This window comes from Microbispora sp. H13382 (assembly GCF_014161445.1).
Taxonomy (GTDB): Bacteria; Actinomycetota; Actinomycetes; order Streptosporangiales; family Streptosporangiaceae; genus Microbispora.
The window spans coordinates 78,624-101,535 of the sequence record NZ_JABBXA010000014.1; the positions used below are offsets into that span (position 1 = coordinate 78,624).

The window sequence follows — 22,912 nt, forward strand, 5'->3', positions numbered from 1 at the left end:
GCTCAGGTCGGCTCGGGTGGGGTGGCCTCAGGCGGCGAACGCGGTCAGAGCCTCGTCAAGGGTGTCGAACAGCGGCAGCCGCTCCGACAGGCCGGTCACCCACATCACCTTGGAGTTCGGGTACTGCACGGAGATCAGCGCGAAGTTGCCGCCGGCCGTGGTCGAGCGCTGCCAGTGGTGCACGATCAGCCCCAGGGCCCGGGAGTCCATGAACGTGACGCCGCCCAGGTCGAGGATCATGTCGGGGCCGTGGTCGTCCGCCGCGGCGTCCAGGTATTCCGAGAACTGCTCACGTGTCGTGGCGTCGAGGACACCGTTCACATGGATCACCACGATGTCCCCCGCCATGCTGGACGTCAGGGACAGCAGTCCGTTGTTAGACACCTCGCGCCTCCTCTGCGGCAACATTACTGGTGCCGAAGGGGTGGTGATACTCCTGATTTTGAGGCAATATACTGAAGCAGAGGTCCAGCAGAGGGCCTCGTCTCGATACTGTAGCGAGGCGTGCCTTCTGCGTGGTCACCCCAGCGCGTAGGCGCCCTCGCGAGAAAAATACGAGGGGACTGCGCAGATGGCTGCCGAGGTCCGTGTAGAGACCGCCAGCAATCCGACCGCCGAAGAGCTCCTGGCCGAGCTGGCCGAGGACGGACTGTCCGAGGAGCGGCGGGAACGCCTCCGTGAGAAGATCGTCGAAATGCACCGCCCGATGGCGAGGGACATCGCCCGGCGGTATCTCAACCGCGGCGAGCCGATGGAAGACCTCCTCCAGGCCGCGTACGTCGGCCTCATGAAGGCCATCAACGGCTTCGACCCCGACCTGGGTCACAGCTTTCGCGGCTACGCCATGGTCACCATGACGGGCGAGGTCAAGCGGCACTTCCGCGACCGCACCTGGGCCGTCCGGGTGCCCCGCCTCTACCAGGAGCGCCGGGCCGAGCTCAACCGGCACGTCGCCGACATGACCCAGGAACTGGGCCGGTTCCCCACCGTCGCCGAGCTCGCCAAGAAGATGGGTCTGTCCGAGGAGGACATGCTCCTCACCATGGACGCCTCCGCCGCGTACAGCACCCTCTCCCTCGACGCGCCGATCGGCGCCGACGACGACGCCGCCGCCCTGGGCGACGTGATCCCCGAAGAGGACGACGCGCTCGACACCCTGGTGGACGCCGAGGCGCTGAAGCCTCTCATCGATCTTCTCCCCGAGCGGGAGAAGAACATCCTCCTGCTGCGGTTCTACGGGAACATGACCCAGGCCGAGATCGCGGCGGAGTTCGGCATATCGCAGATGCACGTCTCTCGGATCCTCCGCAAGACCCTCGACCAGCTCCGGGCGGAGCTCGTCGCGGGATGAGAGGATGCGACGATGCCCGGGGCACCGCCTGTGCCGAGGCGGTGTCCCGGGGTATCTTCGTCCTGCCTACAGCCCATAGATCCTGAGACAGCCAGATTTCCGGCGGGAGGCGTGTACCGGGTGAAAGATGACGGCGTTCCCGCGCACGTCACCGGAGCGGCAAGGGAGCGTGCCTTCTCCTTAGCCGATCTGCCCGATGTGCGGGAGTTCGCCGCCGCCGAGGCGCTGCGTCGCGGCATGCGGGAAGACGCGATCGGCGACTTCCTCGTCGCGCTCAACGAGGTCGCCACCAACGCGGTCACCCACGGGTCGACCAAGGCGCGGCTGGGCATATGGCGGGATGGGCCGGCCCTGGTGGTCGCCGTCCACGACGACGGCAGGGAGTGGCGTTTCGAGGGCGAGCCGGGCCACAACCCGCCTCCCGAGAACGCCACCAGCGGCATGGGGCTGTGGGTCGCGCGCATGCTCAGCAACGACCTCCACGTCACCACCGGTCCCAGGGGGACCAGGGTGACGATGCGTTTCCTCCTCGAGTAGGGGTAGGGGACAGCCATGGCTGTCCCACGGATTCTGATCGTCGGCGGCGGATACGTCGGCATGTACACAGCACTCCGCCTGCAACGCAGGCTCCGCCGCGGCGAGGCACTCGTGACCGTCGCGGACCTCGACTCCTACATGACCTACCAGCCCTTCCTGCCGGAGGCGGCCGCCGGGAACATCGAGGCGCGGCACGTCGTGGTTCCGCTCAGGCGGGTGCTGAACAGGTGCCAGATCCTCAGCGGGCGGGTCACCCAGGTGCGGCTGGCCGACCGTAGGGCGGAACTCACCCCGCACGAGGGGCCCGACCTCACCATCGAGTACGACTATCTCGTCATGGCGCCGGGCTCGATCTCACGGCTGCTGCCGGTGCCCGGCCTGGCCGAGTACGGCATCGGCTTCAAGACCATCGAAGAGGCCATCGCCCTGCGCAACCACGTGCTCGGCCGCCTCGACATCGCCGCGTCCACCCCGGACCCCGAGGTCCGCCGCAGGGCCCTCACCTTCGTGTTCGTCGGCGGTGGCTACGCCGGCGTCGAGGCCCTGGCCGAGCTCGAGGACATGGCGGCCGACGCCCTCAAGTACTTCGCCGGGCTCAGCCGCGAGGACATGCGCTGGGTGCTCGTGGAGGCCACCGACCGGATCCTGCCCGAGGTGGGCCCGGACATGGGCAGGTGGACGGCCCTGCAGTTGCGCGAGCGGGGCATCGAGATCCGCATGGGCACGCTGCTGAAGTCCGCGGAGGGCTGCCGCATCGTGCTGAGCGACGGTGAGGAGTTCGACGCCGACACCCTCGTCTGGACGGCGGGCGTCAAGCCGAATCCGCTGGTCGGCGCGGGCGACCTGCCCCTGGACAAGAAGGGCAGGATCAGAGTCGATCCCTACCTGCGCGTGCACGGGACCGACTTCGCGTTCGCCGCGGGCGACTGCGCCGCCGTCCCCGACCTCACCCGGCCGGGCGAGTTCTGCCCGCCCAACGCACAGCACGCCGTACGGCAGGCCAGGAGGCTGGCGGACAACCTGCTGGCGGCGCTGCGCGGGCAGGCCCAGCGGCCGTACCGGCACAAGTACGCCGGGTCGGTGGCGAGTCTGGGACTCTACAAGGGCGTCGCGCAGATCTACGGCCGGGAGCTGCGCGGGTTCCCCGCCTGGTTCATGCACCGCACCTATCACCTGACGCGGATGCCCACCTTCAACAAGAAGACCCGGATCCTCATGGACTGGACGCTCGGGCTGTTCTTCCCCCGGGAGATCATCGCGATGGGGGCCATCGAGGAACCGCGCAAGGAGTTCACCCTGTCCGCCCGTTCGTGACGGGTCCGGACGGGTGCCGCGTGACCCGGGGCCACGCGGCACCGGTCACCCGACTTCGGCGGCGGGGGCGTCGTCACCGGCCAGGGCGCCGGCGAACTGAGCGGAGTACAGCCGGTGGTAGGCGCCCCGGGCGGCGAGCAACTCGTCGTGGGTGCCGTGCTCGACGATGCTGCCCGCCTCCATCACCAGGATGAGATCGGCGTCGCGGATCGTGGACAGCCGGTGGGCGATGACGAAGCTCGTCCTGTCGCTGCGCAGCGCGGCCATCGCGTGCTGCACGAGGACCTCGGTGCGGGTGTCGACCGAGCTCGTCGCCTCGTCCAGGATGAGCAGGGACGGGTCGGCGAGGAAGGCGCGGGCGATGGTGATCAGCTGCTTCTCGCCGGCGCTGACGTTGCCGCCCTCCTCGTCGATCACCGTGTCGTACCCGTCCGGCAGGGTGCGCACGAACCGGTCGACGTACGTCGCCCGCGCCGCGGCCCGGATCTCCTCGTCGGTCGCCCGCGGGTTGCCGTAGGCGATGTTGTCGCGGATCGTCCCGCCGAACAGCCAGGTGTCCTGGAGCACCATGCCGATCTGGGAGCGTAGGTCCTCGCGGCGCATCGCGGTGATGTCGACGCCGTCGAGGGTGATGCGGCCCGCGTCCAGCTCGTAGAAACGCATGATCAGGTTGACCAGCGTGGTCTTTCCCGCGCCGGTCGGGCCGACGATCGCGATCGTGTGCCCGGGCTCGGCCACCAGCGACAGGTCCTCGATGAGAGGCTGGCCGGGGTCGTACCGGAAGGACACGTGCTCGAACTCGACGCGCCCCCGCCGGGCGGCGGGCGGCGCCGGGACGGCGGGGTCGGGCTCCTGCTCCTCGGCGTCCAGCAGCTCGAAGACCCGCTCGGCGGAGGCCACGCCCGACTGCAGCAGGTTGGCCATCGAGGCGACCTGGGTCAGCGGCTGGGTGAACTGCCGGGAGTACTGGATGAACGCCTGCACGTCGCCCAGGCTCATCGACCCACCGGCGACCCGTACGGCGCCGACGACCGCGATGGCGACGTAGTTCAGGTTCCCGATGAACATCATCGCCGGCATGATGATCCCGGAGATGAACTGGGCGCCGAAGCTCGCCGTGTACAGGGCGTCGTTCCGCTCCCGGAACACCTCCTCGACCTCCGGGCCCCGTCCGAAGACCTTCACCAGCTCGTGACCGGTGAACGCCTCCTCGATGTGGGCGTTGAGCGTGCCGGTGTGAGCCCACTGCGCGACGAACTGCTTCTGCGAACGCTTGGCGATCTGCCCGGTCACGATCATCGTGACCGGGATCGTCACCAGCGCGATCGCCGCGAGCAGCGGCGAGATCACGAACATCATGACCAGCACGCCGACCACGGTGAGCAGCGAGTTCAGCAACTGGCTCAGCGTCTGCTGCAGGGTCTGGGACACGTTGTCGATGTCGTTGGTGACCCGGCTGAGCAGCTCGCCGCGGGGCTGGCCGTCGAAGAACTTCAGCGGCAGCCGGTTCAGCTTGTCCTCGACGTCGGCCCGGAGGCGGAACACCGTACGCTGCGTCACGTCGTTGAGCAGGTAGCCCTGCAGCCACATGAACAGCGACGCGGCCAGGTAGAGCCCGAGGACCCACGCCAGGACGGTGCCCAGCTCGCCGAAGTCGATGCCGCGGCCGGGGACGACGTCCATCCCCGCGATCATGTCGGCGAAGTCGCCGTGGCCCGAGGCGCGCAGCGCCTGCACGGCCTGCTCCTTGGTCGCCCCCGCGGGCAGCCGTCCGCCGATCACCCCGCTGAAGATGACGTCGGTCGCGCGGCCGAGCAGTTTCGGCCCGATGACGGAGAACACCACGCTGACCACGGCGAGGGCGATCACGGCCATGATCCTCGGCCGTTCCGGGCTCAGCCGCCGCAGCAGCCGCCGCGCGGATGGGCCGAAGTCCATCGACTTCTCCGCCGGCATCTGGCCGCCGCCGAAGGGCCCGAAACCGCCGCCTCCGCCGGGCCGCGGTCGTGCAGGTGCCATGGGCCGCTCGCTCATGCCGCACTCCCCGCGGTCAGTTGGGACTCGACGATCTCGACGTACGTCGGGCAGGAGCCGAGCAACTCCTCATGGGTGCCGATGCCGGCGACGACGCCGTCGTCCAGGACGACGATCTGGTCGGCGTCCGCGATGGTGGAGACCCGCTGGGCGACGATCACCACCGCGGCGCCGGCCGTGTACGGGGGCAGCGCGGCGCGCAGCCGGGCGTCGGTGGACAGGTCGAGGGCCGAGAACGAGTCGTCGAACAGATAGATCTCGGGTTTGGCCACGAGCGCGCGGGCGATGGAAAGGCGCTGCCGCTGCCCGCCCGACACGTTGGTGCCGCCCTGGGAGATGGGCGCCTGCAGGCCCTCGGGCATCGCCTCGACGAAGTCGCGGGCCTGGGCGACCTCCAGGGCCTGCCACAACTCCTCGTCGGTGGCGTCCGGGTTGCCGTACCGAAGGTTGCTCGCGACGGTCCCGGTGAACAGGTACGGCTTCTGCGGCACCAGGCCGATGCGCGTCCAGAGCATCCGGGGATCGAGGTCGCGTACGTCGACCCCGTCGATCAGCACCGCGCCGGACGTGGCGTCGAACAGCCGGGGGACCAGGGAGACCAGGGTCGTCTTCCCCGACCCGGTGCTGCCGATGACCGCGGTGGTCTGTCCCGCGGTCACCCGGAAGGAGACGCCGGACAACACCGGCGCCGCCGCGCCCGGATAGCGGAACCCGACGTCACGCAGCTCCAGGTCGGCCCGGCGGTCCACCTGACGTACGGGGCGCTCGGGCGGGCGCACCGACGACTCGGTGTCGAGCACCTCGGCGATGCGCTCCGCGCAGACGGCGGCGCGCGGAATCATGATCGAGATGAAGGTGGCCATCATCATCGACATGAGGATCTGCAGCAGGTACATGAGGAACGCGGTGAGGGCGCCCACCTGCATCTCGCCGCTGTCCACCCGGGCGGCGCCGAACCACAGCACGGCGACGCTGGAGGCGTTGAGGATCAGCATCACGGTGGGGAAGATGAGCGCGGTCAGCCGCCCGACGCGCAGCGCCGTCCCGGTCAGCGCGTCGTTCGCTCCGGCGAACCGGCGGGTCTCCTCGCGCTCGCGGACGAACGCCCGCACCACGCGGATGCCGGTGAGCTGCTCGCGCAGCACCTGGTTGACCTCGTCGATGCGGGTCTGCATGGCGCGGAACTGCGGGACCATACGGAAGACGATCAGCCCGATCGAGACCAGCAGCACCGGGACGCAGACCAGCATGAGCCAGGACAGCCCGACGTCCTGACGCAGGGCCATGATGATGCCGCCGACCCCCATGATGGGCGCGGCGACCAGCATCGTGCAGGTCATCACCACGAGCATCTGGACCTGCTGCACGTCGTTGGTGTTCCGGGTGATCAGCGAGGGCGCGCCGAACTGGGCGACCTCACGCGCGGAGAAGCCGCTCACCCGGTGGAAGACCGCCGACCGGACGTCCCGGCCGAACCCCGCCGCCACCCGCGCGCCGTAGTAGACCGCCGCGATCGAGCAGGCGATCTGCACGAAAGACACGGTCAGCATCCAGCCGCCGGTGGCCAGGATGTAGCCGGTGTCGCCGGTGGCCACCCCCTGGTCGATGATGTCGGCGTTCAGGCTCGGCAGATAGAGGGAGGCGATGGTGCCGACCAGCTGGAACAGCACCACCGCCGTGAGCGCGGGCGAGTAGGGCCGCAGGTACGTGCGGAGAAGCCGGCTCAGCACGGCTGTGGCCCGGGGCGGACGGTGCGTCGCAGGAGGGGCAAAATCATGCGGAACACGGTATATGAGCAGCTAGCTTGCGCACGCATGATTTTCGGGGGTGAGACGCGATGGCGGCGTCGTCCGAGAACGTGCCCCGGTGGGTTGCTCAGCGGTGGGTTGCTCAGCGGTTGGTTGCTCAGCGCGCGGCCGGAGCCGAGACGGGTTGAGCGGCCGGGTCCGGGGCGGTGGTGCGGCCGGGCGCGTGGCCGGAGGGAAGGCCTGGGGCGAGATCGGCCAGGGCGACGACGCCGACCGGGTGCCCGTCCACCACCACCGGAAGCTGCTGCACGTCCTTCTCGCGCATCAACCGCGCGGCCTCGGCCACGTCCTGGTCCGGGCCGACGGTCACCACGTCACTGGTGCACAGCGTCGCCAGCGGAGTGGTGGCGAGGTCCCTGCCCTCCGCGACCGCGCGTACGACGATGTCCCGGTCGGTCACCAGACCGCGGAGCCGGCCGTCCCCGACCACCAGCACGTCGCCGATCCCGCGGTCGCGCATCAGCTTGGCGGCCTTCACCACCGGGGCCTCCTCCGGCAGTGTCACCGGATCGCGCGTCATGACCTCTTCCACCTTGTGCGGCATCACGGCCTCCTCAGGGGTCCGGGGGACGGACCGGGTTCGCGGCGGGTCTCGCGGGAGGGGCTCCCGCGAGACCTTCGTACCCCGTCGCGGCCGCGACTCGGTAGGGGAGAAAGGCTGATGGCGAGGGGGCCAGGGTCAGCGACGGACGCGTCCGCCGCGCCAGCCGCCGCGCCAGGAGTTCACCCCGGCGGTGCCGACGCCGGCCTGGTGCAGGGAGAGCAGGCAGAGGCCGAGTGCGAGCAGCGCGGTCAGGCCGATGCCGATGCTTGCGTTGAGGAGATCGAGGAGGAAGGCGATCCCGAAGACGACCGCCGCGGCGATGGCGAGCATTGTTACCTCACTTCCGGGTCAACTGGGTTAGTAACGCGTGGTACTCGTGCAGGGCCAGGCGCAGCGCCTCGGTGTCGCCCCGCTCGTTGTCCTTCCACTGGTCGAGCAGCGCCTGACGGCGGGTGGTGAAGGCCGACAGGGCCTCCTCCACGAGCGCGTCCGCCTGTTCGATCGAGTGGCGGGGATCGTCGACGAAACCCGCCTTGATCTCACGCCACCGGCCTTCCAGCGTCTCGTCCAGGACGGACGCCGCGCCGGAGGCGGCGGTCGTGGTCGTGACGGGGTAGGCCACGGGGCCGTCCACGGAGCGACCGTCAGGGATGCCGGCGGCGGCGTCCGCCGTGGTGTCCGCGGTGGTGTCCGCCGTGGTGCCGGTCCCGGTGTCCGCGGTGGTGTCGGTGGTGTCGGTGGTGGTGCCCCCGTAGGCCGTGGTGTCCCCGGCCGTCACGCCGTCCCGGGCGCCGGTGCCGGTCGTCTCGGCGTCGTCTCCCCGGAACCCGTACGCGGTGTCGGCGGCGTTGTCGTAGGTCTGGCCGCCCTCGGTGCCGTCGTCCACGCGGCCGCCCGCGACGAGGCGGTCGCCGTCGGCGGTGTGCCCGCCGCCGGTCCGGGGCGACGTGAGGACGTCGTCACCCGCCTGGCCGTACGGCTCGCGGAAGCGGCGGCCGTCGCCGTCCGCGTCCGCTTCGACTGTTCCGTCCGCGTAGGCGTGGTCGCCGGTGTCCCGCGCCGTGGCGTCGGAGTAGCCGGCGGTGTACGCGTCGCTGGCCTCGCTGGGGGAGTAGACCGGGCCGGGGCCCTCGTGTTCGTCCCGTCCGGAATCCGCGAGAGCCCTCTCTCTGCGCGCCTCCTCCTCGAGGGGCTCGGGGGTCTCGGGAGTCGGCTGCTCGGCGACCTCACCGCGCTCGTGGTGCCTGTTCGTTCGCATCGTCATCGCCTCGCCTTCCGCACGTCCGCGTGGTGACCGTTCATCGAGGCGCCGTCGTAGCCGTCGGTGGTGTACGCGGCGCCGTTGACGTGGCCGTCGGGGGGAACCTCGGCGCCGTCACCGAGAAGCTCCTGGAACAGCGCGCGGTAGTGGACCATCGCCTGACGGAGCTCTTCCGTCGTGGCGTCCTGCCGGGCGGCGCGGCTGCTGATGTCGTGGGCGTTGCGGTAGTGGTCGATCGTGGCGGCGTGCGCGACCGACAGGTCGCTCAGACGCTGCTCGAACTCGTCCGTGGGGTAGCCTCGCTCCGCCATAACCGCGGTGACCAGCGCGTCCGCCTCGGTCACGGCGAAGCCGGGAGCGTCGACGAACCGCTCCTGCACCTCGGTCCACTTCCTCGCGTACTGGTCCCGGGTCTGCGGGTCGAGCGGGCGGATGTCCAGCTTGGCGTGGCGCTCCTCGCGGGCGAGCAGCTCCTGCTCGGCCTCCCTACGGCTGTCGCTCTCCCGCACCGCCCGCTCGTACTCGGGCCCGAAACGGTCCCGCAGGTGGCGCCGGCGGTTGCGTGCCGACACGAGGTAACCGACTGCCAGGATCACCAGCACGGCGACGATCACGACGGCCACCCATGCTACGGCGTTCATATCTGCCTCCAGGGGTGAGTGCGTTGTTCATCCGCACTGCCCGGGAATGCGGCCTTCACGCCTTGCGTAATCGTGGATTCTGGGGGTAAAGGGCGGTTGACCAGCAGAGGAGGTAGCCATGGGCTTCGGGGCCAGTCTCGCCTTCATCGCGGTCGGCGCGGTTCTCGCGTTCGCCGTCAAATGGGACGTTCCTGGAATCGACTTACAAATGATCGGCTGGATTCTCATGCTTGTGGGAGTCGTCGGCATGGTGCTGACAACTCGCTACACGCGCCGCCCGCGAACCGCCGAGGAGACGGTGGAGACCATCGAGCCGGACACGATGTACACCGTGGACCCGGCGGCCGAGCCGCACGTCCACGTCCAGGAGACCGAGTCGCACACCGCCGTCCACCCGGGCGAACGCCACGTGCACGTACGCGAGGAGACCAGGCCCCTGCCCCGCGACGGTGTGTGAGCCGTACGGTCAGGGGCTGGTGCCCGCCGCGTCCGTGGCGTCACGGGCCTCGGCGAGGACCCGGGCGATGTGAGAGTCGTCCCCGGCGGGCACCTCATGAAAGCCCTGCTCGGGGTCGTAGGCGATGTCGAGCCCGTTGTCGACCAGCCGGCTCGCCCAACGTAGGGCGGTGTTGAGCTTGTCCTCGGGGACCCGACGGCCCTGAGCCGCGGCGGAGAGGTTCCGGAGGTTGGTGGCGGGGCCGCTCTGGCTGTGCTCGCGGCGGAGCTTCCACGGCAGGGCACGGCTGTGGTCCGTCATCGGCTTGGACAGACCGGCCGCGCGCTTCGCCTGCAGGACGCCCGACTCCGTGACGCCGAAGTGCTCGGCGAGACGGGCGTTGGTCCACCCTTCGGCGGCCAGCCGGACGAGTTCTTCCTGGTCGATGCGCGCCTTCCTGCCCATGATCGCCAGCCTAGGCCCACTGGCGCGGTTCGTGTACGCACGACGGCGGAAACTGCGCTAAGGTTTGGATGTGCCCGGGGAGACCAGGGCAACGGGACGTAGCGCAGTTTGGCAGCGCACTTGACTGGGGGTCAAGGGGTCGTGGGTTCAAATCCCGCCGTCCCGACACTGTTGTAGCAGGTCAGAGCCACAGTTCCCAAGATCGGGGATTGTGGCTTTTCTGTTGTGTCACCCAGGTGTCATCAAAAGTGGCCCTCCCGGACCGTGCCGCCCGGTGACAGATGTATGTCCAGCGTGTCACCGCATTCGAGGGGTTGCGAAGCCGGGTGGCGGGCCGTGTTCAAATGCGAATGGAATCTACGATGTAAAGGCGTGCGCTGAGGCCAGATCGCTTACTCGGGTGGTCGTCGATCGTCCGGGTCGCGCTCGCCCGAGCTGCCGCGGCGTGGAGACGCTCGGGCTCGACTTCCTCCCCGTGCCGTTTCGTCGACGCGGGGGTGTCTGCTGTAGTCCGCGGCGGCCTCTGCCTGAGTGAATCTGCCGGCGAGGACGCGTGGGGGTGGCGGTCCCTCCTGAGCGGACACTGCCGAGGTCGGGGCGGGCGAGGCCAGGGGGCATGCGGGCCGATGCCAAACTGCTTGCCAGCAACGAGTTTTGTTTCGGTGAAGCCTGGGACAGTTGTTTATGCAGCGTAAGCAAAGCCGTTCCGGGCAGGTGGTTGTGTGGATTCCAGACAGGGTGAGATCGTCTGTGCAGCGGCCCAGAGGGTGTTCAGGACGGGCATCTTAACTGGTCAGTCGTCGTTTGCCCCCGCTCTCAAGGTGTGGACGTCTTCTACATCCTCAGAGCTATATGGGCGTTTTGTCGTAAACTTCGACGGCTCCGCTGATGAGTTTCTTGTGAAGCTCAAGCGGCAGATCTCCAGCGCCTCGGACGAGGCAGATGTGCTGGCGGCCGAGCTGCTGTACCTGAACATGCTGCCGTTGACCGGCGCGACGATCGGCATCGACCGGAAGCTCGAGATCATCAAAACAGTGCTGTCCTGGACGTCGTATGACCTTGCGATACCGGCGGATCTGGCCGCTGCGGCGAGCCCTGGATACATGAAGGGCGGCCAGGCGTTCCTCAACTTCCGCTGGGCGCAGTTCGCCTTTCTCATCCGGGTCACCCGCAAGCTGCTCGAATTCCCTGTTGAGGAGCGAGAGCGCCTGCTGAACGATCCGTGGGCGTTCCGCGATCTGTCTCGATCGGTGCTTGCCGATCACGACGGTAAGTTCCGCGCTCGGGCCCAACTGCATGTCTTGCTGTTCCTGCTGTTCCCTGGGGTGTTCGTGCCGGTCTCTGTCGAGGAGAACAAGACTTCGATCAGAGACGCCTTCGCTGATCGCTTGCCCAGCACCTCTGGCGATGTCGATCGGGACATCCACGCCATCCGTCAGACGCTGAAGCGGGAGGCCGGTCACCCGGTCGATTTCTACGACGAGCCCTGGCTGTCGAAGTGGCAGCCTGCTCAACCCCGTGCCCAACGCGGCTGGCTGGTGCGTGGCGCGAACGTGAACGGCGCCAACGTGATCTCGCGTTGGCTCGAGGACGGTTTCTGCTCCGTCTCGTGGCGTGAGGCGGGTGAGGTCCGAGCAGGGGCCTCGCGGAAGGAAATCGAGACCGCCCTCGACGACGCGTACCCCGACCACACGAACGAAGCCAGACGCGCTCACGTGCAGCAGCTGTGGCGCTTTCTGTCGGACATGCGACCGGACGACCTGGTGGCGACCCTGGACGGCGACACCGTCTACCTCGGAAAGATCACGGGCGACGCCTACTACGACGACAGCGAGGGGCGTGAAATCGCACGACGACGACCAGTCGATTGGAACGTCACACGCACATTGAGCCGCAAGGCTTTGCCGGAGGAAGCTCAGGCGAGGCTGCGCGACCGCCGTACCGTGGTCGACATCACCCGCGTCATGGCCCAGCTCGCCGAGTCGGCAGACATGGGCGAGGATGTCGCTCCCGACGTGGTGGCGGCCGATGAAACACGTCCCCTGGAGATACCCGAGATCACACCCGAAGCTGCGAACAGGCTGCTGTTGCCGTTGGACTGGTTGCAGGAGACCGCCGATCTGCTCGTGGCCAAGGGGCAGATGATCCTGTACGGCCCGCCCGGCACCGGCAAGACCTATCTCGCCTCTGAACTCGCCGAAATGCTGGCCGGCCCCGACCGGATGGACCTGGTCCAGTTCCATCCCTCCTACGGCTACGAGGACTTCATCGAAGGCTTCCGTCCTCGGCAGGCGGAGGGGGGCACGATCGGTTTCGAGCTCGTGCCCGGGCCGTTCAAACGGGCGGTCGAGGCGGCGGAGGGCGAGCCCACCAAGCCATTCGTCCTGGTCATCGATGAGATCAACCGGGCCAACCTCGCCAAGGTGTTCGGAGAGCTGTACTTCCTGCTGGAGTACCGCAATCGTGAGATCACCCTGCAGTACTCTCCGCAGGAGAAGTTCAAGTTGCCCAAGAACGTCTTCGTGATCGGCACGATGAACACGGTCGATCGTTCGGTGGCGCTGGTGGACGCGGCCATGCGCCGCCGGTTCGCCTTCCGCGCGCTGGCCCCCGACCGGCCGCCGATCGAGGGACTCCTCCGGCGATGGCTGACCAGACACAATCTCTTCGAGGCTCCCGCTCTCCTTCTGGACGAGGTGAACCGTCGGCTGGCCGACCCCGATAGGGCGGTGGGGCCGTCCTACCTGATGACCTCAGAGGCGGGAAATCGGCGAGGGCTGGAGCGTATCTGGGCCACCGAAATCCTCCCGCTGCTGGAGGACCAGCTGTATGGCAAGGTCGTCGACGTCGAGCAGGAGTACGGCCTGCGGGTGCTCCTGGACGCGTTGAAGCTCGACCTGCCGTGAGCGCCGTTCCCGTCATCGAGCTGACCGAGGCCTCGGCATCGCCGCCATGCGCTCTGACCACTGCGCAGGTGGCGACCCTGGTCCCCGTCCCCGACCTCGTCGCGATCGCCCCCACCGGCTCCGGCCTCTGGCGGCTCGTCGGCCGCCAGCGGGTCGGGACGGTGCGGCTGGGCATCGGCGAAGCCGCACTCGAGCTGCGCATCCACCCCAAGATCCCCGTCGATCACCTCATGTACCTGGTTGCGTTCGCCACGGGCTCGTCCGTCTGGCGGCATGGCCAGGTCGGCGTGGGCAAGGCCGACCTGCTGGTGGCTGCCGTGGCGGACGCCTTCGCCCGATCGGCGGAGCAGGCTATGCGCGGGGGAGTACTGCACGGCTATGTCGCCCGTGAAGACAGCCTGACCGTCGTTCGTGGACGGATCCGCACCAGTTCTCAACTGTCTCGCAGACCGGGTCTCGCCGTACCGATCGAGGTTGCCTTCGACGACTACACGGCCGACATCGCCGAGAACCGGATCCTGCTGGGTGCCATCGAACATCTGCAGAGCCTGCCGGGTGTGTCGGCTCCCACCAAGGCATTGCTGCGCCATCTGGCTGCACGCCTGGTCGACGTTGTTCCGGTCCGCGCTGGCGCTGCTCCGCTACCGGCCTGGACCCCCAACCGCCTCAATGAGCGCTACCTGCCGGCTCTGCGTCTTGCCGAACTCGTCCTCGGCGCATCGTCGTTTCAGCAGAAGGGCTCACCGGCCCTACAGGTCGACGGGTTCGTGCTGAACATGGCCGAGATCTTCGAGCGGTTCCTCACGACCCGACTGACCGAGCTTCTGCAGCCACACGGCCTGCGCTGCGCAGGGCAGCAAGGGCACCACCGCCTCGACCGCAGCGGCAGTGTGCTCTTCCGGCCTGACATCGTCGCCTACGGCAGAGGCAGACCGGCGGCCGTGATCGACGCCAAGTATCGGGAGCTGGGCGGGCCACCTCCCACCAGCCATCTGTTCCAGCTCATCTCCTACTGCACCGCACTAGGCATCCGAGACGGGCATCTCGTATACGCCGCGGGCGGTCCCGCCGCTATGCCGTACCGAATCACACAGTCGGACATCACCGTAACCGCTCATGTGCTCGATCTCGCCCTGCCGCCCGAACAGCTCAATCAGGCGCTCCATCGGATCGCCGAAATGCTCGCAACTGGCGGCTCGGGAGACCGCACGACCGCTACGGCATGATTTGGTGACTCACGGGGGCCCCGGCAACCGCGCTCGTCCGGCCACCCATCACGTCCCTTCTCAGAGCGGTCGCAGTGACCCGGCTGTACGACGGCCAAGAGAGCGCGCTTGGGTTGTCAGAAACGCCAACAGGAATGCTTGCAGTACAAGATTGATTACTTAGAGTAGGGAGAGCTGTCAAGGATCAACGGGGGAGACATGGCATCGAAGACAGGGATGTCCGTCGCGCTGCTGGCCGGGGCGCTGGTTGTGGGGACGGTTGGATCGGCCTGGGCCGGCGCGCCAGGCTGGAGCGATGCTTACGGCGACGGCCGCGTGAGCGTGCCCGCGGACCGATCGACGATCAAGGTCTGCGATGGCAGGAAGGACAACGTGGCCTACAAGGCCGTGTGGCACAACGACAATCCCGTCGACGCGCGCAAGCCGTTCGAGGTGCGGGCGCCGCAGGGCGGCTGTGCTACCGACAGCTCCCTGTTCGGATCGGTCAAGGTCTTCAAGCTGTGCCAGGGGCAGATCGGTACGGACAAGCGTGTCAGGTGGGGTGCCTGCAGAGCGGCGGTGTGGCCGGGCGGCCGCTGACCCAACCTGACGTGGGGGCGGCGCGACTGTCGTGGGCGATCGGTCAGCTGCCCGCGTCGCCCCCGAGCGTGTTCTGAATCTCGCCCTGCTTCTGCTCCACCACTGTCTTGATCAACGTCGCCAGGCCCAGCGCGACGCCAGCGATGATGGCAGTGATGATCACCCATTCGACAGCGGATGCTCCACGTGTAGGGGCGGTACGGGCGCGCTGCATCCGAAGAGCCAGGCATGCTTGCAGATATATAACCCACGGGTGGTTCACGAGGCTCAACATCCTCCATGGCAGACACCAGGGACCCGGGGCGCGTGTGACACGTGGCCTCGGCGAGTCCTGCACTACTTGTGCTGATCGTAATGGAATTCTTACTCAGCGTAAACAACGCCTCTGAGTAGGTGGGAGAGACGCGTTCAGACTGGGCGTCAGGCCACCACCTCGCGGTTGAGGTGTGGTTCGCAATACGGGGCTGCTCGGCGGGCTGGTTGCTTGCGGTGGGGCGGGCTCAACACATGGCCCGCGCCGGCGAGTACACCTGCTCGGCCTCGACCCGCTAGATGTTGGAGTTCAGTCGGCCTGCTGCGCTGGTCGGATTCGTGTCTGACTGCGGGGACATCGCGACTACAAGCAGCAGATGTAGGCGCTGGTGCGCCGTGAAGAGGGTTCATCGATCTGCGGACTGTCTGCTTGCGAGTTCCACTTGATCAGCTTGGCGAGCTGACCGGCTGCTCGCGAATCTGCTTGTCGTGGTTGAAGGACTCGGTCTTGTGGCAATCGCGGAACCGCTCGCTCCCACCTACCATCCATACCCCCATCGAAGCGAAGGATCGACGATGTCGCGGCACTGCGTTACGGCCAGACGAAAGATCTGTCTTTTCAAGCTGCGTCTCTAGGCGTAATGAGAAGGAATGAGGTTCAAAGGCTGGCGGCGCATCGCTTACGGGGCATTTGTCATAGTTGCCTTGGCGCTGATGGCCGTGGTGGGCATCAGGACGGGCTGGTGGGAGGACTCGAAGGACGGGAAAGGCCCGGGCTGGGTCTGGCTGGAGCGGGGCAGCTGGATCGCTGGCATTCTCGGCGGGTTCATCGGCTATCTCTCCTGGCGGCTGAGCGCGAAGGCGCCGGTGGTGGGGGAGCCGGGCTCTGGAATCGTGCGAAACGACAGTGATGTGCAGCCAGGCACGCTTCCGTCAGCCGATGCAGGGGGGGTAACCGGTGGATCGGCCCAGGGGCGTCATGAGCTGTTGGATCGGCGTGATGCCCGCCAGGAGCTTCGAACGATGCTGCTCAACGGGCCGTGGGGCGTCATTGTGGTGAGGGGGGAGCCGGGCATGGGGAAGTCGAAGCTCGTGAAAGTAGTGTTGGAGGACCTCAAGCGGACCGCGCAAGGCCAGGACCACCTGCGGATTTGCGAGCATGAGGCTATCCCCGGAGTACGGCTAGACGTCAAGACACTCATTGATGACCTTGAGGGCACGATCGGGCCAACGAGCGACATCCGCCCCGGGGAATCCTCGCTTGCGCGGTTCGAAGCGGCATTGGAAGCCCTGAACGAGGCGCCCGTCCTGATCACCATTGAGTGCGCCGAGAACCTGGTGGACCGAAACAGCAAGCATATAGTCGACTACGACCTGGACGAGGCGTTTGAGATTCTCGCGAACCGCCGGCACCGGGTGACGGTGTTGCTCGTCACACGTCTCTCTCCGAAGTCGCCAGGGAGCGGCACCTGGCCAGCCCGGGCCCACGTTGTCTCTGTCCAGGGCCTGCCGTACGAAGATTTCGTCACCTATCTCAGAGAGCTTGACCGCGACGACGTGCTTCACCTGGACAGGTTTCCCGGGGCGCTCGTTTTCTTCCACGACAAGCTCCAAGGCAACCTTCGCTTGGCCGAGCTGCTGTTCGCGATTCTGCTCGGCGATGGTATGGACATCGGGACCCTCCAACGGGAGCTGACCAGTTTGAAACCGAAGGAGGTGCCGCAGTGTCTGTCTGACCTGCTCATTAGAGGCCTCAAGCCGAGTCACCGCCGCGTACTGGAGGTGCTTGCCGCTTATGCGATGCCAGTTGAGCCTGCTGCTGTGGCGGAACTGGTGGCCGGAGAACTATCCGCGGACGAGGTCAGCGGCGCGCTCAACGTACTACAGGGCAGGCACATTGTGCACCGCACCTCGGATGAGCGTTACTGTCTGCCGTCGTCGGAGGTGGACTGGCTGCCGGAGGATGACACGGCCTGGAGCAATCTCCTGCTCGCCGCCGCGGACGCGCTGTGGCGGCGCGCGCCAAACGATCCGTCTGGCATACACGATCTCCAGCTTCATATCGCGGCGGTGAACGCGCTGTTGAGAGCCGGCCTCCAGGGATTGGCCTACATGCGGATGGAGTTCATTGATCGCGTACTCCGTAAATGGAACTGCCCATTCCTGCTGATTGAGCAGCGCGAAGCCGTCAGGGGTGCCATAGGGGACGGCCACACCGAAATGGCGAACGAGAACGCGCTCGGTGACCTCTACATCAGGCGCGGGCAGTCGATCAAGGCCGCTCAGGCGTATCACAAGGCCCTCGAGTACTCGGAAATCCTAAACGATACCAGGAGTCGAACGAAGATTCGTGCAAATATGGGCATGATGTACTGGCAGCGAAACCAGATTGAGGAGGCTTGTCAGGCTTATAACCTCGTGCTCGAAGAGGCCCGGAACGAGGGCGATCTGAGGGTTCAGCTGAGCGCGTTCGAGGGGCTGGCGGATTGTCACCGGCGCTGGGGCCGTTACGACGAGGCTATCGCGTTCGCACAGCAGGCCCTCGCTGTGCCGGGGCTGCTGGAGTATCCGCACAGCGCCGACGCGCGAGCATACGCATCCTCCCGGACTGTCAAGATGGCGCTCAAACTATCCCGCTGGCACGCGGAGCTGGGGCATGAAGCCGACTCGAGACGTTTCCTCAACATCGCCGAGGAGGAGGTGGCCGGACACCGGGATGATTGGCTGAGGGTTGCCTGCCTGGACGGGTACGCCGACTGGTTGCTCGGCCGGTACGACATTACGGGAGCGATCAAGGCTGCGACCACCGCGGTTGAGAAGGCTTTGCAGGTGCACGACCCGGTTGTTCTGCTGCAGGCGCGGACCACTCTTTGCTTCGCACACCTAGTAAGGGGTGACTATCGCGGGGCCGCGCACGCCATCGAAGGCGCAGACCGTTACAGACAGGTAAGCCGTTCCCTCATCGTGCTGGCACTGCACGCGCTGGTCGCACGGCACCAATGGTCTGACAAGGCCAGCAGGCTCTTTGGACAGTTGCACAAGGAAGCAGCGGAGCGACTTCGGCTGGACGAGCGGGACTTCGCGGCCTGGTACTTTACGGCGTTTGCGATCTGCGGTCGTCGCTTGGACGACTCGGCTGACCTGTCCAAGGCCGTCGAAGCGTTTCGCAAGGCCAGGAGCCTGCCCACTCGCCCCACTCCGGGCCTGGTGCAGCGCATGAGCACCCTCTTATGGGAGCTGGACAAGACAGCCCAGAGGCCGGGACGCCTGGTTCCGGTAATCGAGGTGGTAAACGCTGGATAGCCTGCGTCCCGCAGGAGCGTAGCGTTCAGCTTGATCCTGCAGTCTGGGCGGGAGCGGTCTTCATGCGGAGCCATCCTTGTTCCTGTGCTCGGATAATGGCCTCAATTCGGGTACGCACGCCCAACTCCTTATACAGCGACTGTAGCAGCCGGAACATCGCGCGTTCCGAGTAGCCAGCCTGTTCGGCGAGTTGGGCCACCGTGGCGCCGGCTGCCAGTTGTCGCAGCCAGGACAGCTGTTCCGGGGTAAGGGACAGTGAAGCCGTGTTGTTTGCGATCGAACCTCTGGCTAGGGCTGCGGAGACGGCTGCCGGAAGCACTGCCTGGCCGTCCATGGTCGCCTCCATCGTGCGTCTCAGCGTTACGGCAGTGACCCCACGCGGAAGCACGGACTGGGCTCCGTCGCAGACCGCTCTCACCCCCAGAGCAACAGAATCCTCCGCCAGTAACACGATTACGAAATGTGCAGCCTCTACCTTTCGGAGTCTGCCGAGCACTCCCCAGTCATGCTCGGACTCGAGTGTCATCAGCACGAGATTTTGCCGCCCTGGACGCGGCCATGACAGGACGTCCGGGGGCATCTCGACCGTGTAACCGGCCTCGGACAAGGCAGCGGCCACCCCCTGTTGGAACATGGGCAGGGGATCCACAACTGCGACATGGACGGTCACCGGTGACGCAGGATCCCTTCTCCGGAACGGCTGCAGCCGCTCGGTCATAGGCGCGCGCTGGCAGCTGGGCACGAACGGGATCAAGCCTAGAGATGGAGCTCCGCCGAGCGCCCCTGATCGGGACTGCTTGCTTGCAGGGGTCTGCCGCATGTTTGTCAGGTCCACGCCGGGATCTGTCGTGGACCTGCGGATGGGTGCCTACCTAGCGTCGAGACGTAGGCGATCCAGCTGGGAGGTCTCGATGGTTTACGACGACGACACCAGCCAACCAGATGCGCACATCATCGGCGCTGACGAATGGGTGCAGGCCGACGAGAACAGGGAGGTATCTCCTGCGAACCGCAAGCTCATTATCGATCTGTACAGGGAGGACCCGACACTAGGGGCGCTGGGCATCCGCGACCGTCTAAAAGCTCGCGGCCACAATGTGCCGCTGGAAGACATTAGAACGGTACTCGCCCCGTTGAGGTCGGCCGACCAGAAGCAGGGCTGACGCGTCCACGGGTCGCAAAACGAGGGCTGCGGTCATCGCTGGCGTCGGTGCGGCCTTGCACAGACCCCCTCCGAACGGGGTCAACGTAGACTCCATCGGCGAGTTCCTCACTGCGGCTGCAGATTGAGGCCCAAGGTGGTGCAGACCGAGGACGTCGCAGAGGGGCGGCGGACGGTCCCCAGACTCCTCCAATCTGGTGCTGTGCCCCCACCGCGCTGAGGCCGACAACCCGTGCACGATGCGCGCTGTAGAAGTTGAGGCAGACGGAGGCGCAGCGGCTACCCGGGGCCCCGCAGGGCGGGAGCAAGATATTCGTAATGTCCCATTACCGCTGCATCCGGCGGGATGCGGCGGGGGACATTCGTGATCAGAACCGCCCACTCCCGCTACCGGTCGGGGGTGGGTTCTGATCGATTGCGACCGGGCGCGGTCGTCGGGGGAGTGGTCATGAGCGTGTCCGCTGGGGGAGAGGACACCGGGTCCAGCACGGGGTCCAAGCAGGTGCGGCAGCGGCGGCGGCAACGCCAGGCGATGCCGCGGCCGCACGTGGTGAAGTTCGTGCTGACCGAGGAGGAGTACGCCGACCTCCGCACAGCCGCCGAACGCCTTGGGCTGGCGCACGGGGCGTACGCGGCAGAGGCGGCCTTGGCGGCGGCGCGGATGGTGAACCCGCCGATGCCCGACCCGCTGCGCGAGGCGCTGATCGAGCTGATGCACGCCGCCACTCAAGTGCGCCGCATCGGGGTCAACCTCAACCAGGCGGTCGCCGCTCTGAACGCGACCGGCGCTGATCCCGGCAACCTCGTTCCGTACGCCGCCGCGTGCTTGCGGGCGGTGCAGCGCTTGGACGGAATCGCGGAAGGCGTCCGGAAGGCGCTCCGGTGATAGGAAAGGTGTTGCGCGGGCGCCGCGTCGGCGGGTTGCTGTATTACCTGTACGGCCCGGGCCGGGCCAACGAGCACGTCAACCCGCACGTCGTTGCCGGGTGGCGGCATCCGGCCGAGCTGGAGCCGGTGCTCCGCCCGGAAGGTGGCCGGGATTTCCGGAATCTGATCGGATTGCTCAACCAGCCGCTCGCCGCGCTGGGGGAGCGCGGGTATGCCGAGCCGGTGTGGCACTGCGTCGCCCGTGCCGCACGGCAGGACCGGATCCTGAGTGATGAGGAGTGGGCGCAGGTCGCCCAGGAGATCATGACCCGCACCGGTCTCGCGCCGGCTGACGATGACGACGGAGTGCGCTGGGTCGCCGTGCGGCACGCCGACGACCACATTCACATCGTCGCCACGCTCGCCCGTCAGGACGGGACCAAGCCCCGGACCTGGAACGACTTCTACCGGGTACGGGAGGCCTGCCAAATCATCGAGCGCCGGTACGCCCTGCGCCTGACGGCCCCGGGGGACCGGACGGCGGCGCGCCGGCCGACCCGCAGCGAGACGGAACAGACCCGGCGGCGCGGGTGGGACGAGGTGCCGCGGACGGTGCTACGGCAGCACGTCGTCACCGCAGCCGCCGCAGCGGCCTCGGAAGAGGAGTTCTTCCGGTCGTTGGACGCCGCCGGGGTGCTGGTGCGGCAGCGGATGAGTCAGCGCAATCTCGGCGAGGTGACGGGGTACGCGGTGGCGCTGCCGGAGCATCGCAACCGCGCCGGTGAGCTGGTGTGGTTCGGCGGTGGCAGGCTCGCCGCCGACCTCACTCTTCCGAAACTCCGCGCGCGGTGGCGCGGCGGAAGCGATCAGCGTCCCGGCGGAACGGGTTCGGACGACCGCCGGGAGATTTGGGAGCTGGTGACGACGGCGGCCCGGCAGGCCGCCGCGCAGCTGCGCGAGGCTGCAGGCGGAGAACCGGGCGGCGCGGCGGACGTGCCCGGGGCGACCTCTGACCTGCTGCATGTCGCGGCGCGCCTGCTGAAGGACCGGCGGCTTCGCAATGCCGCGGAGGCCTTCGACCGCGCGGCGCGAGAGCCGTTCGCGCGGATTCCGCCACCGACACGAGCAGGGCTGGAGTTGCGGAGGGCCGTGCGAGGGCTCGCTGCCGGGACGCGCGGGTCCGCAGGATCGCTCATCGCCGACATTGCGGCGCTGGTCGCTGCGGTGGCCGAGCTCCGTACGGCGCAGGGCAGGATGGCCCAGGCGGTCGCGGCACGAGCGGCCGCGCAGCACCTCGCTGTGGCGTCACCTGCGGCGGGTGCCCCGGTACGGCTGGCTGCGGCGGACTTCCCGCAGCCCGTCGCCAGGTCGCTCGGTGCGGATTCCGGCCAGAATCCGCGCTCGTCCGGGCGCTCTGCCGGTCCTTCGGCACCGTCTGCGTCACCTCGGCATAGGTAGCTGGAAGATCGTTATTTTGCTCGTGCGACTCGGCTCTGAGCTGCGCTGTTACACCGGCGTAGCTGCCTATCGTGGTTGATCATCTTCGCTTCGTGATCGACCCGGGGGTGCCGTCGTGACAGCCAGCAATCCGTTCCGAGGCCGGACGGCGATGTGGCGGTCGGCTGCCGCAGGAGTGCTGGCAGGCGCCGCAGCGCTGGCCGTGGCGGGGACGGCTCAGGCGGACCCGCCGCCCGGGTGCCCGCACCTGACCGGTACGGCAGGCCGGTACGTCGACAACACGAAGTTGTGTGCGGCCATGCAGCGCGAGGTGCAGAACTGGCTCGCCGGCAACAGCATCGACGTGGGCCGCGCCGTACGGGACTCGTGGCGCGGGCAGGCCTCGCAGCCGGCCCCGGAGCAGCCCCAACAGGTCGTACCACTTCCGCAGGTCCCGCAGCAGCCGACAACTGCTCCAGCCGCCGCACCTTCTCCCATGGTTGCAAAGAGTCCCGAGAAGCTGGAGACGGCGGCACCCGTAAGCCGGAACGGTGAAGCGGAGGAGCATCACAACGTCCGGAACCGGCCCCGGCGCGATCACCGGCGGACGCCAGGCCATCATGCGGCGAGCCCGTCAGCAGCGGCCACGGGCGAGAAGCCGCTGGTGATAGAGGAAGTGGCGGCGAGACGCGGGCTTGGCCACCGGCCAACGGCAATCATCGCTCGAACGCCCTCAGCCAAGCCTTTGCCGCGGCCAAAGAGGAGCCCGGCACCGCGGCCGACGTTCAG

At 67.6% G+C, this 22,912-nt stretch carries 20 protein-coding genes and 1 tRNA gene; 12 read left to right on the forward strand and 9 right to left on the reverse strand.

Translation table 11 applies throughout. The features are described 5' to 3' along the window. Positions 1–27 precede the first annotated feature (27 nt). Positions 28–384: an STAS domain-containing protein gene (locus HHX41_RS25715; protein WP_310742172.1), complete on the reverse strand. Its 357-nt coding sequence runs from the start codon at positions 382–384 to the stop codon at positions 28–30. Between the two features lie 187 nt (positions 385–571). Between HHX41_RS25715 and HHX41_RS25720 the strand changes: the two genes are divergently transcribed. The 3 genes from HHX41_RS25720 (at position 572) to HHX41_RS25730 (ending at position 3,202) form a co-directional block, all read left to right on the forward strand. Continuing rightward, complete coding sequence (locus HHX41_RS25720; RefSeq protein WP_169978123.1) at positions 572–1,351, forward strand: SigB/SigF/SigG family RNA polymerase sigma factor; 780 nt, start codon at positions 572–574, stop codon at positions 1,349–1,351. Between the two features lie 120 nt (positions 1,352–1,471). Beyond that, positions 1,472–1,888, forward strand: a complete 417-nt coding sequence (locus tag HHX41_RS25725; RefSeq protein ID WP_169978121.1) for an ATP-binding protein — start codon at positions 1,472–1,474, stop codon at positions 1,886–1,888. Between the two features lie 15 nt (positions 1,889–1,903). Then, entirely contained in the window at positions 1,904–3,202 is a 1,299-nt protein-coding gene (locus HHX41_RS25730; RefSeq protein ID WP_182908037.1) for an NAD(P)/FAD-dependent oxidoreductase, read from the forward strand. Positions 3,203–3,247: 45 nt separating this feature from the next. On the opposite strand, the gene HHX41_RS25735 is transcribed toward HHX41_RS25730, so the two are convergent. The 6 genes from HHX41_RS25735 to HHX41_RS25760 all read right to left on the reverse strand — a co-directional run bounded on the left by HHX41_RS25735 (position 3,248) and on the right by HHX41_RS25760 (position 9,490). Then, entirely contained in the window at positions 3,248–5,236 is a 1,989-nt protein-coding gene (locus tag HHX41_RS25735) for an ABC transporter ATP-binding protein (protein WP_182908038.1), read from the reverse strand. Further along, complete coding sequence (locus tag HHX41_RS25740; RefSeq protein WP_182908039.1) at positions 5,233–6,966, reverse strand: ABC transporter ATP-binding protein; 1,734 nt, start codon at positions 6,964–6,966, stop codon at positions 5,233–5,235. Before HHX41_RS25740 ends, HHX41_RS25735 begins: the two co-directional genes overlap by 4 nt. Positions 6,967–7,141: 175 nt before the next feature. Then, positions 7,142–7,588 carry a CBS domain-containing protein gene (locus tag HHX41_RS25745; protein ID WP_182908040.1) on the reverse strand — a complete coding sequence of 149 codons (447 nt, stop codon included), beginning with the start codon at positions 7,586–7,588 and terminating at the stop codon, positions 7,142–7,144. Positions 7,589–7,723: 135 nt separating this feature from the next. Continuing rightward, positions 7,724–7,918, reverse strand: a complete 195-nt coding sequence (locus HHX41_RS25750) for a hypothetical protein (RefSeq protein ID WP_030509495.1) — start codon at positions 7,916–7,918, stop codon at positions 7,724–7,726. Between the two features lie 7 nt (positions 7,919–7,925). Then, positions 7,926–8,852, reverse strand: a complete 927-nt coding sequence (locus tag HHX41_RS25755; RefSeq protein ID WP_182908041.1) for a hypothetical protein — start codon at positions 8,850–8,852, stop codon at positions 7,926–7,928. After that, a complete protein-coding gene (locus tag HHX41_RS25760) occupies positions 8,849–9,490 on the reverse strand; it encodes a hypothetical protein (protein ID WP_259401302.1) in 642 nt (213 codons plus the stop codon). The genes HHX41_RS25755 and HHX41_RS25760 overlap by 4 nt, the downstream gene beginning before the upstream one ends. 118 nt (positions 9,491–9,608) lie before the next feature. On the opposite strand from HHX41_RS25760, the gene HHX41_RS25765 reads away from it, so the two are divergent. Then, positions 9,609–9,947 carry a DUF6458 family protein gene (locus HHX41_RS25765; RefSeq protein WP_182908042.1) on the forward strand — a complete coding sequence of 113 codons (339 nt, stop codon included), beginning with the start codon at positions 9,609–9,611 and terminating at the stop codon, positions 9,945–9,947. Between the two features lie 9 nt (positions 9,948–9,956). On the opposite strand, the gene HHX41_RS25770 is transcribed toward HHX41_RS25765, so the two are convergent. Further along, positions 9,957–10,391, reverse strand: a complete 435-nt coding sequence (locus tag HHX41_RS25770; RefSeq protein ID WP_182908043.1) for a hypothetical protein — start codon at positions 10,389–10,391, stop codon at positions 9,957–9,959. A gap of 92 nt (positions 10,392–10,483) precedes the next feature. Here HHX41_RS25770 and HHX41_RS25775 point away from each other — a divergent pair. The 5 genes from HHX41_RS25775 to HHX41_RS25800 all read left to right on the forward strand — a co-directional run bounded on the left by HHX41_RS25775 (position 10,484) and on the right by HHX41_RS25800 (position 18,657). Then, positions 10,484–10,557, forward strand: a tRNA-Pro gene (locus tag HHX41_RS25775). Positions 10,558–11,290: 733 nt separating this feature from the next. Next, entirely contained in the window at positions 11,291–13,297 is a 2,007-nt protein-coding gene (locus HHX41_RS25780) for an AAA family ATPase (RefSeq protein ID WP_310742173.1), read from the forward strand. Then, positions 13,294–14,523, forward strand: a complete 1,230-nt coding sequence (locus tag HHX41_RS25785) for an McrC family protein (RefSeq protein ID WP_182908045.1) — start codon at positions 13,294–13,296, stop codon at positions 14,521–14,523. Before HHX41_RS25780 ends, HHX41_RS25785 begins: the two co-directional genes overlap by 4 nt. Positions 14,524–14,721: 198 nt before the next feature. Further along, a complete protein-coding gene (locus HHX41_RS25790; protein WP_182908046.1) occupies positions 14,722–15,102 on the forward strand; it encodes a hypothetical protein in 381 nt (126 codons plus the stop codon). Between the two features lie 903 nt (positions 15,103–16,005). After that, positions 16,006–18,657, forward strand: coding sequence for a tetratricopeptide repeat protein (locus HHX41_RS25800; RefSeq protein WP_182908048.1), 2,652 nt, complete (start codon positions 16,006–16,008; stop codon positions 18,655–18,657). 25 nt (positions 18,658–18,682) lie between these two features. Here the strand turns inward: HHX41_RS25800 and HHX41_RS39825 are convergent, their stop codons facing one another. After that, positions 18,683–18,991, reverse strand: coding sequence for a response regulator transcription factor (locus HHX41_RS39825; protein ID WP_220504417.1), 309 nt, complete (start codon positions 18,989–18,991; stop codon positions 18,683–18,685). Between the two features lie 577 nt (positions 18,992–19,568). Between HHX41_RS39825 and HHX41_RS25810 the strand changes: the two genes are divergently transcribed. From HHX41_RS25810 to HHX41_RS25820, 3 genes are all read left to right on the forward strand, one after another. Then, complete coding sequence (locus HHX41_RS25810; RefSeq protein WP_182908049.1) at positions 19,569–19,820, forward strand: hypothetical protein; 252 nt, start codon at positions 19,569–19,571, stop codon at positions 19,818–19,820. Between the two features lie 447 nt (positions 19,821–20,267). Beyond that, entirely contained in the window at positions 20,268–20,705 is a 438-nt protein-coding gene (locus tag HHX41_RS25815; RefSeq protein ID WP_182908050.1) for a plasmid mobilization protein, read from the forward strand. After that, positions 20,702–22,144, forward strand: a complete 1,443-nt coding sequence (locus HHX41_RS25820; protein ID WP_182908051.1) for a relaxase/mobilization nuclease domain-containing protein — start codon at positions 20,702–20,704, stop codon at positions 22,142–22,144. Before HHX41_RS25815 ends, HHX41_RS25820 begins: the two co-directional genes overlap by 4 nt. Positions 22,145–22,912: the final 768 nt, after the last annotated feature.

Bases quoted from the DNA above. Each gene is read 5' to 3' on its own strand.
- HHX41_RS25720 (WP_169978123.1), top strand. From the start codon at position 572: ATGGCTGCCGAGGTCCGTGTAGAGACCGCCAGCAATCCGACCGCCGAA.
- HHX41_RS25730 (WP_182908037.1), top strand. From the start codon at position 1,904: ATGGCTGTCCCACGGATTCTGATCGTCGGCGGCGGATACGTCGGCATG.
- HHX41_RS25735 (WP_182908038.1), bottom strand. From the start codon at position 5,236: ATGAGCGAGCGGCCCATGGCACCTGCACGACCGCGGCCCGGCGGAGGC.
- HHX41_RS25745 (WP_182908040.1), bottom strand. From the start codon at position 7,588: ATGCCGCACAAGGTGGAAGAGGTCATGACGCGCGATCCGGTGACACTG.
- HHX41_RS25750 (WP_030509495.1), bottom strand. From the start codon at position 7,918: ATGCTCGCCATCGCCGCGGCGGTCGTCTTCGGGATCGCCTTCCTCCTC.
- HHX41_RS25755 (WP_182908041.1), bottom strand. From the start codon at position 8,852: ATGACGATGCGAACGAACAGGCACCACGAGCGCGGTGAGGTCGCCGAG.
- HHX41_RS25760 (WP_259401302.1), bottom strand. From the start codon at position 9,490: ATGAACGCCGTAGCATGGGTGGCCGTCGTGATCGTCGCCGTGCTGGTG.
- HHX41_RS25765 (WP_182908042.1), top strand. From the start codon at position 9,609: ATGGGCTTCGGGGCCAGTCTCGCCTTCATCGCGGTCGGCGCGGTTCTC.
- HHX41_RS25770 (WP_182908043.1), bottom strand. From the start codon at position 10,391: ATGGGCAGGAAGGCGCGCATCGACCAGGAAGAACTCGTCCGGCTGGCC.
- HHX41_RS25790 (WP_182908046.1), top strand. From the start codon at position 14,722: ATGGCATCGAAGACAGGGATGTCCGTCGCGCTGCTGGCCGGGGCGCTG.
- HHX41_RS25800 (WP_182908048.1), top strand. From the start codon at position 16,006: ATGAGGTTCAAAGGCTGGCGGCGCATCGCTTACGGGGCATTTGTCATA.
- HHX41_RS39825 (WP_220504417.1), bottom strand. From the start codon at position 18,991: ATGGACGGCCAGGCAGTGCTTCCGGCAGCCGTCTCCGCAGCCCTAGCC.
- HHX41_RS25810 (WP_182908049.1), top strand. From the start codon at position 19,569: ATGGTTTACGACGACGACACCAGCCAACCAGATGCGCACATCATCGGC.
- HHX41_RS25815 (WP_182908050.1), top strand. From the start codon at position 20,268: ATGAGCGTGTCCGCTGGGGGAGAGGACACCGGGTCCAGCACGGGGTCC.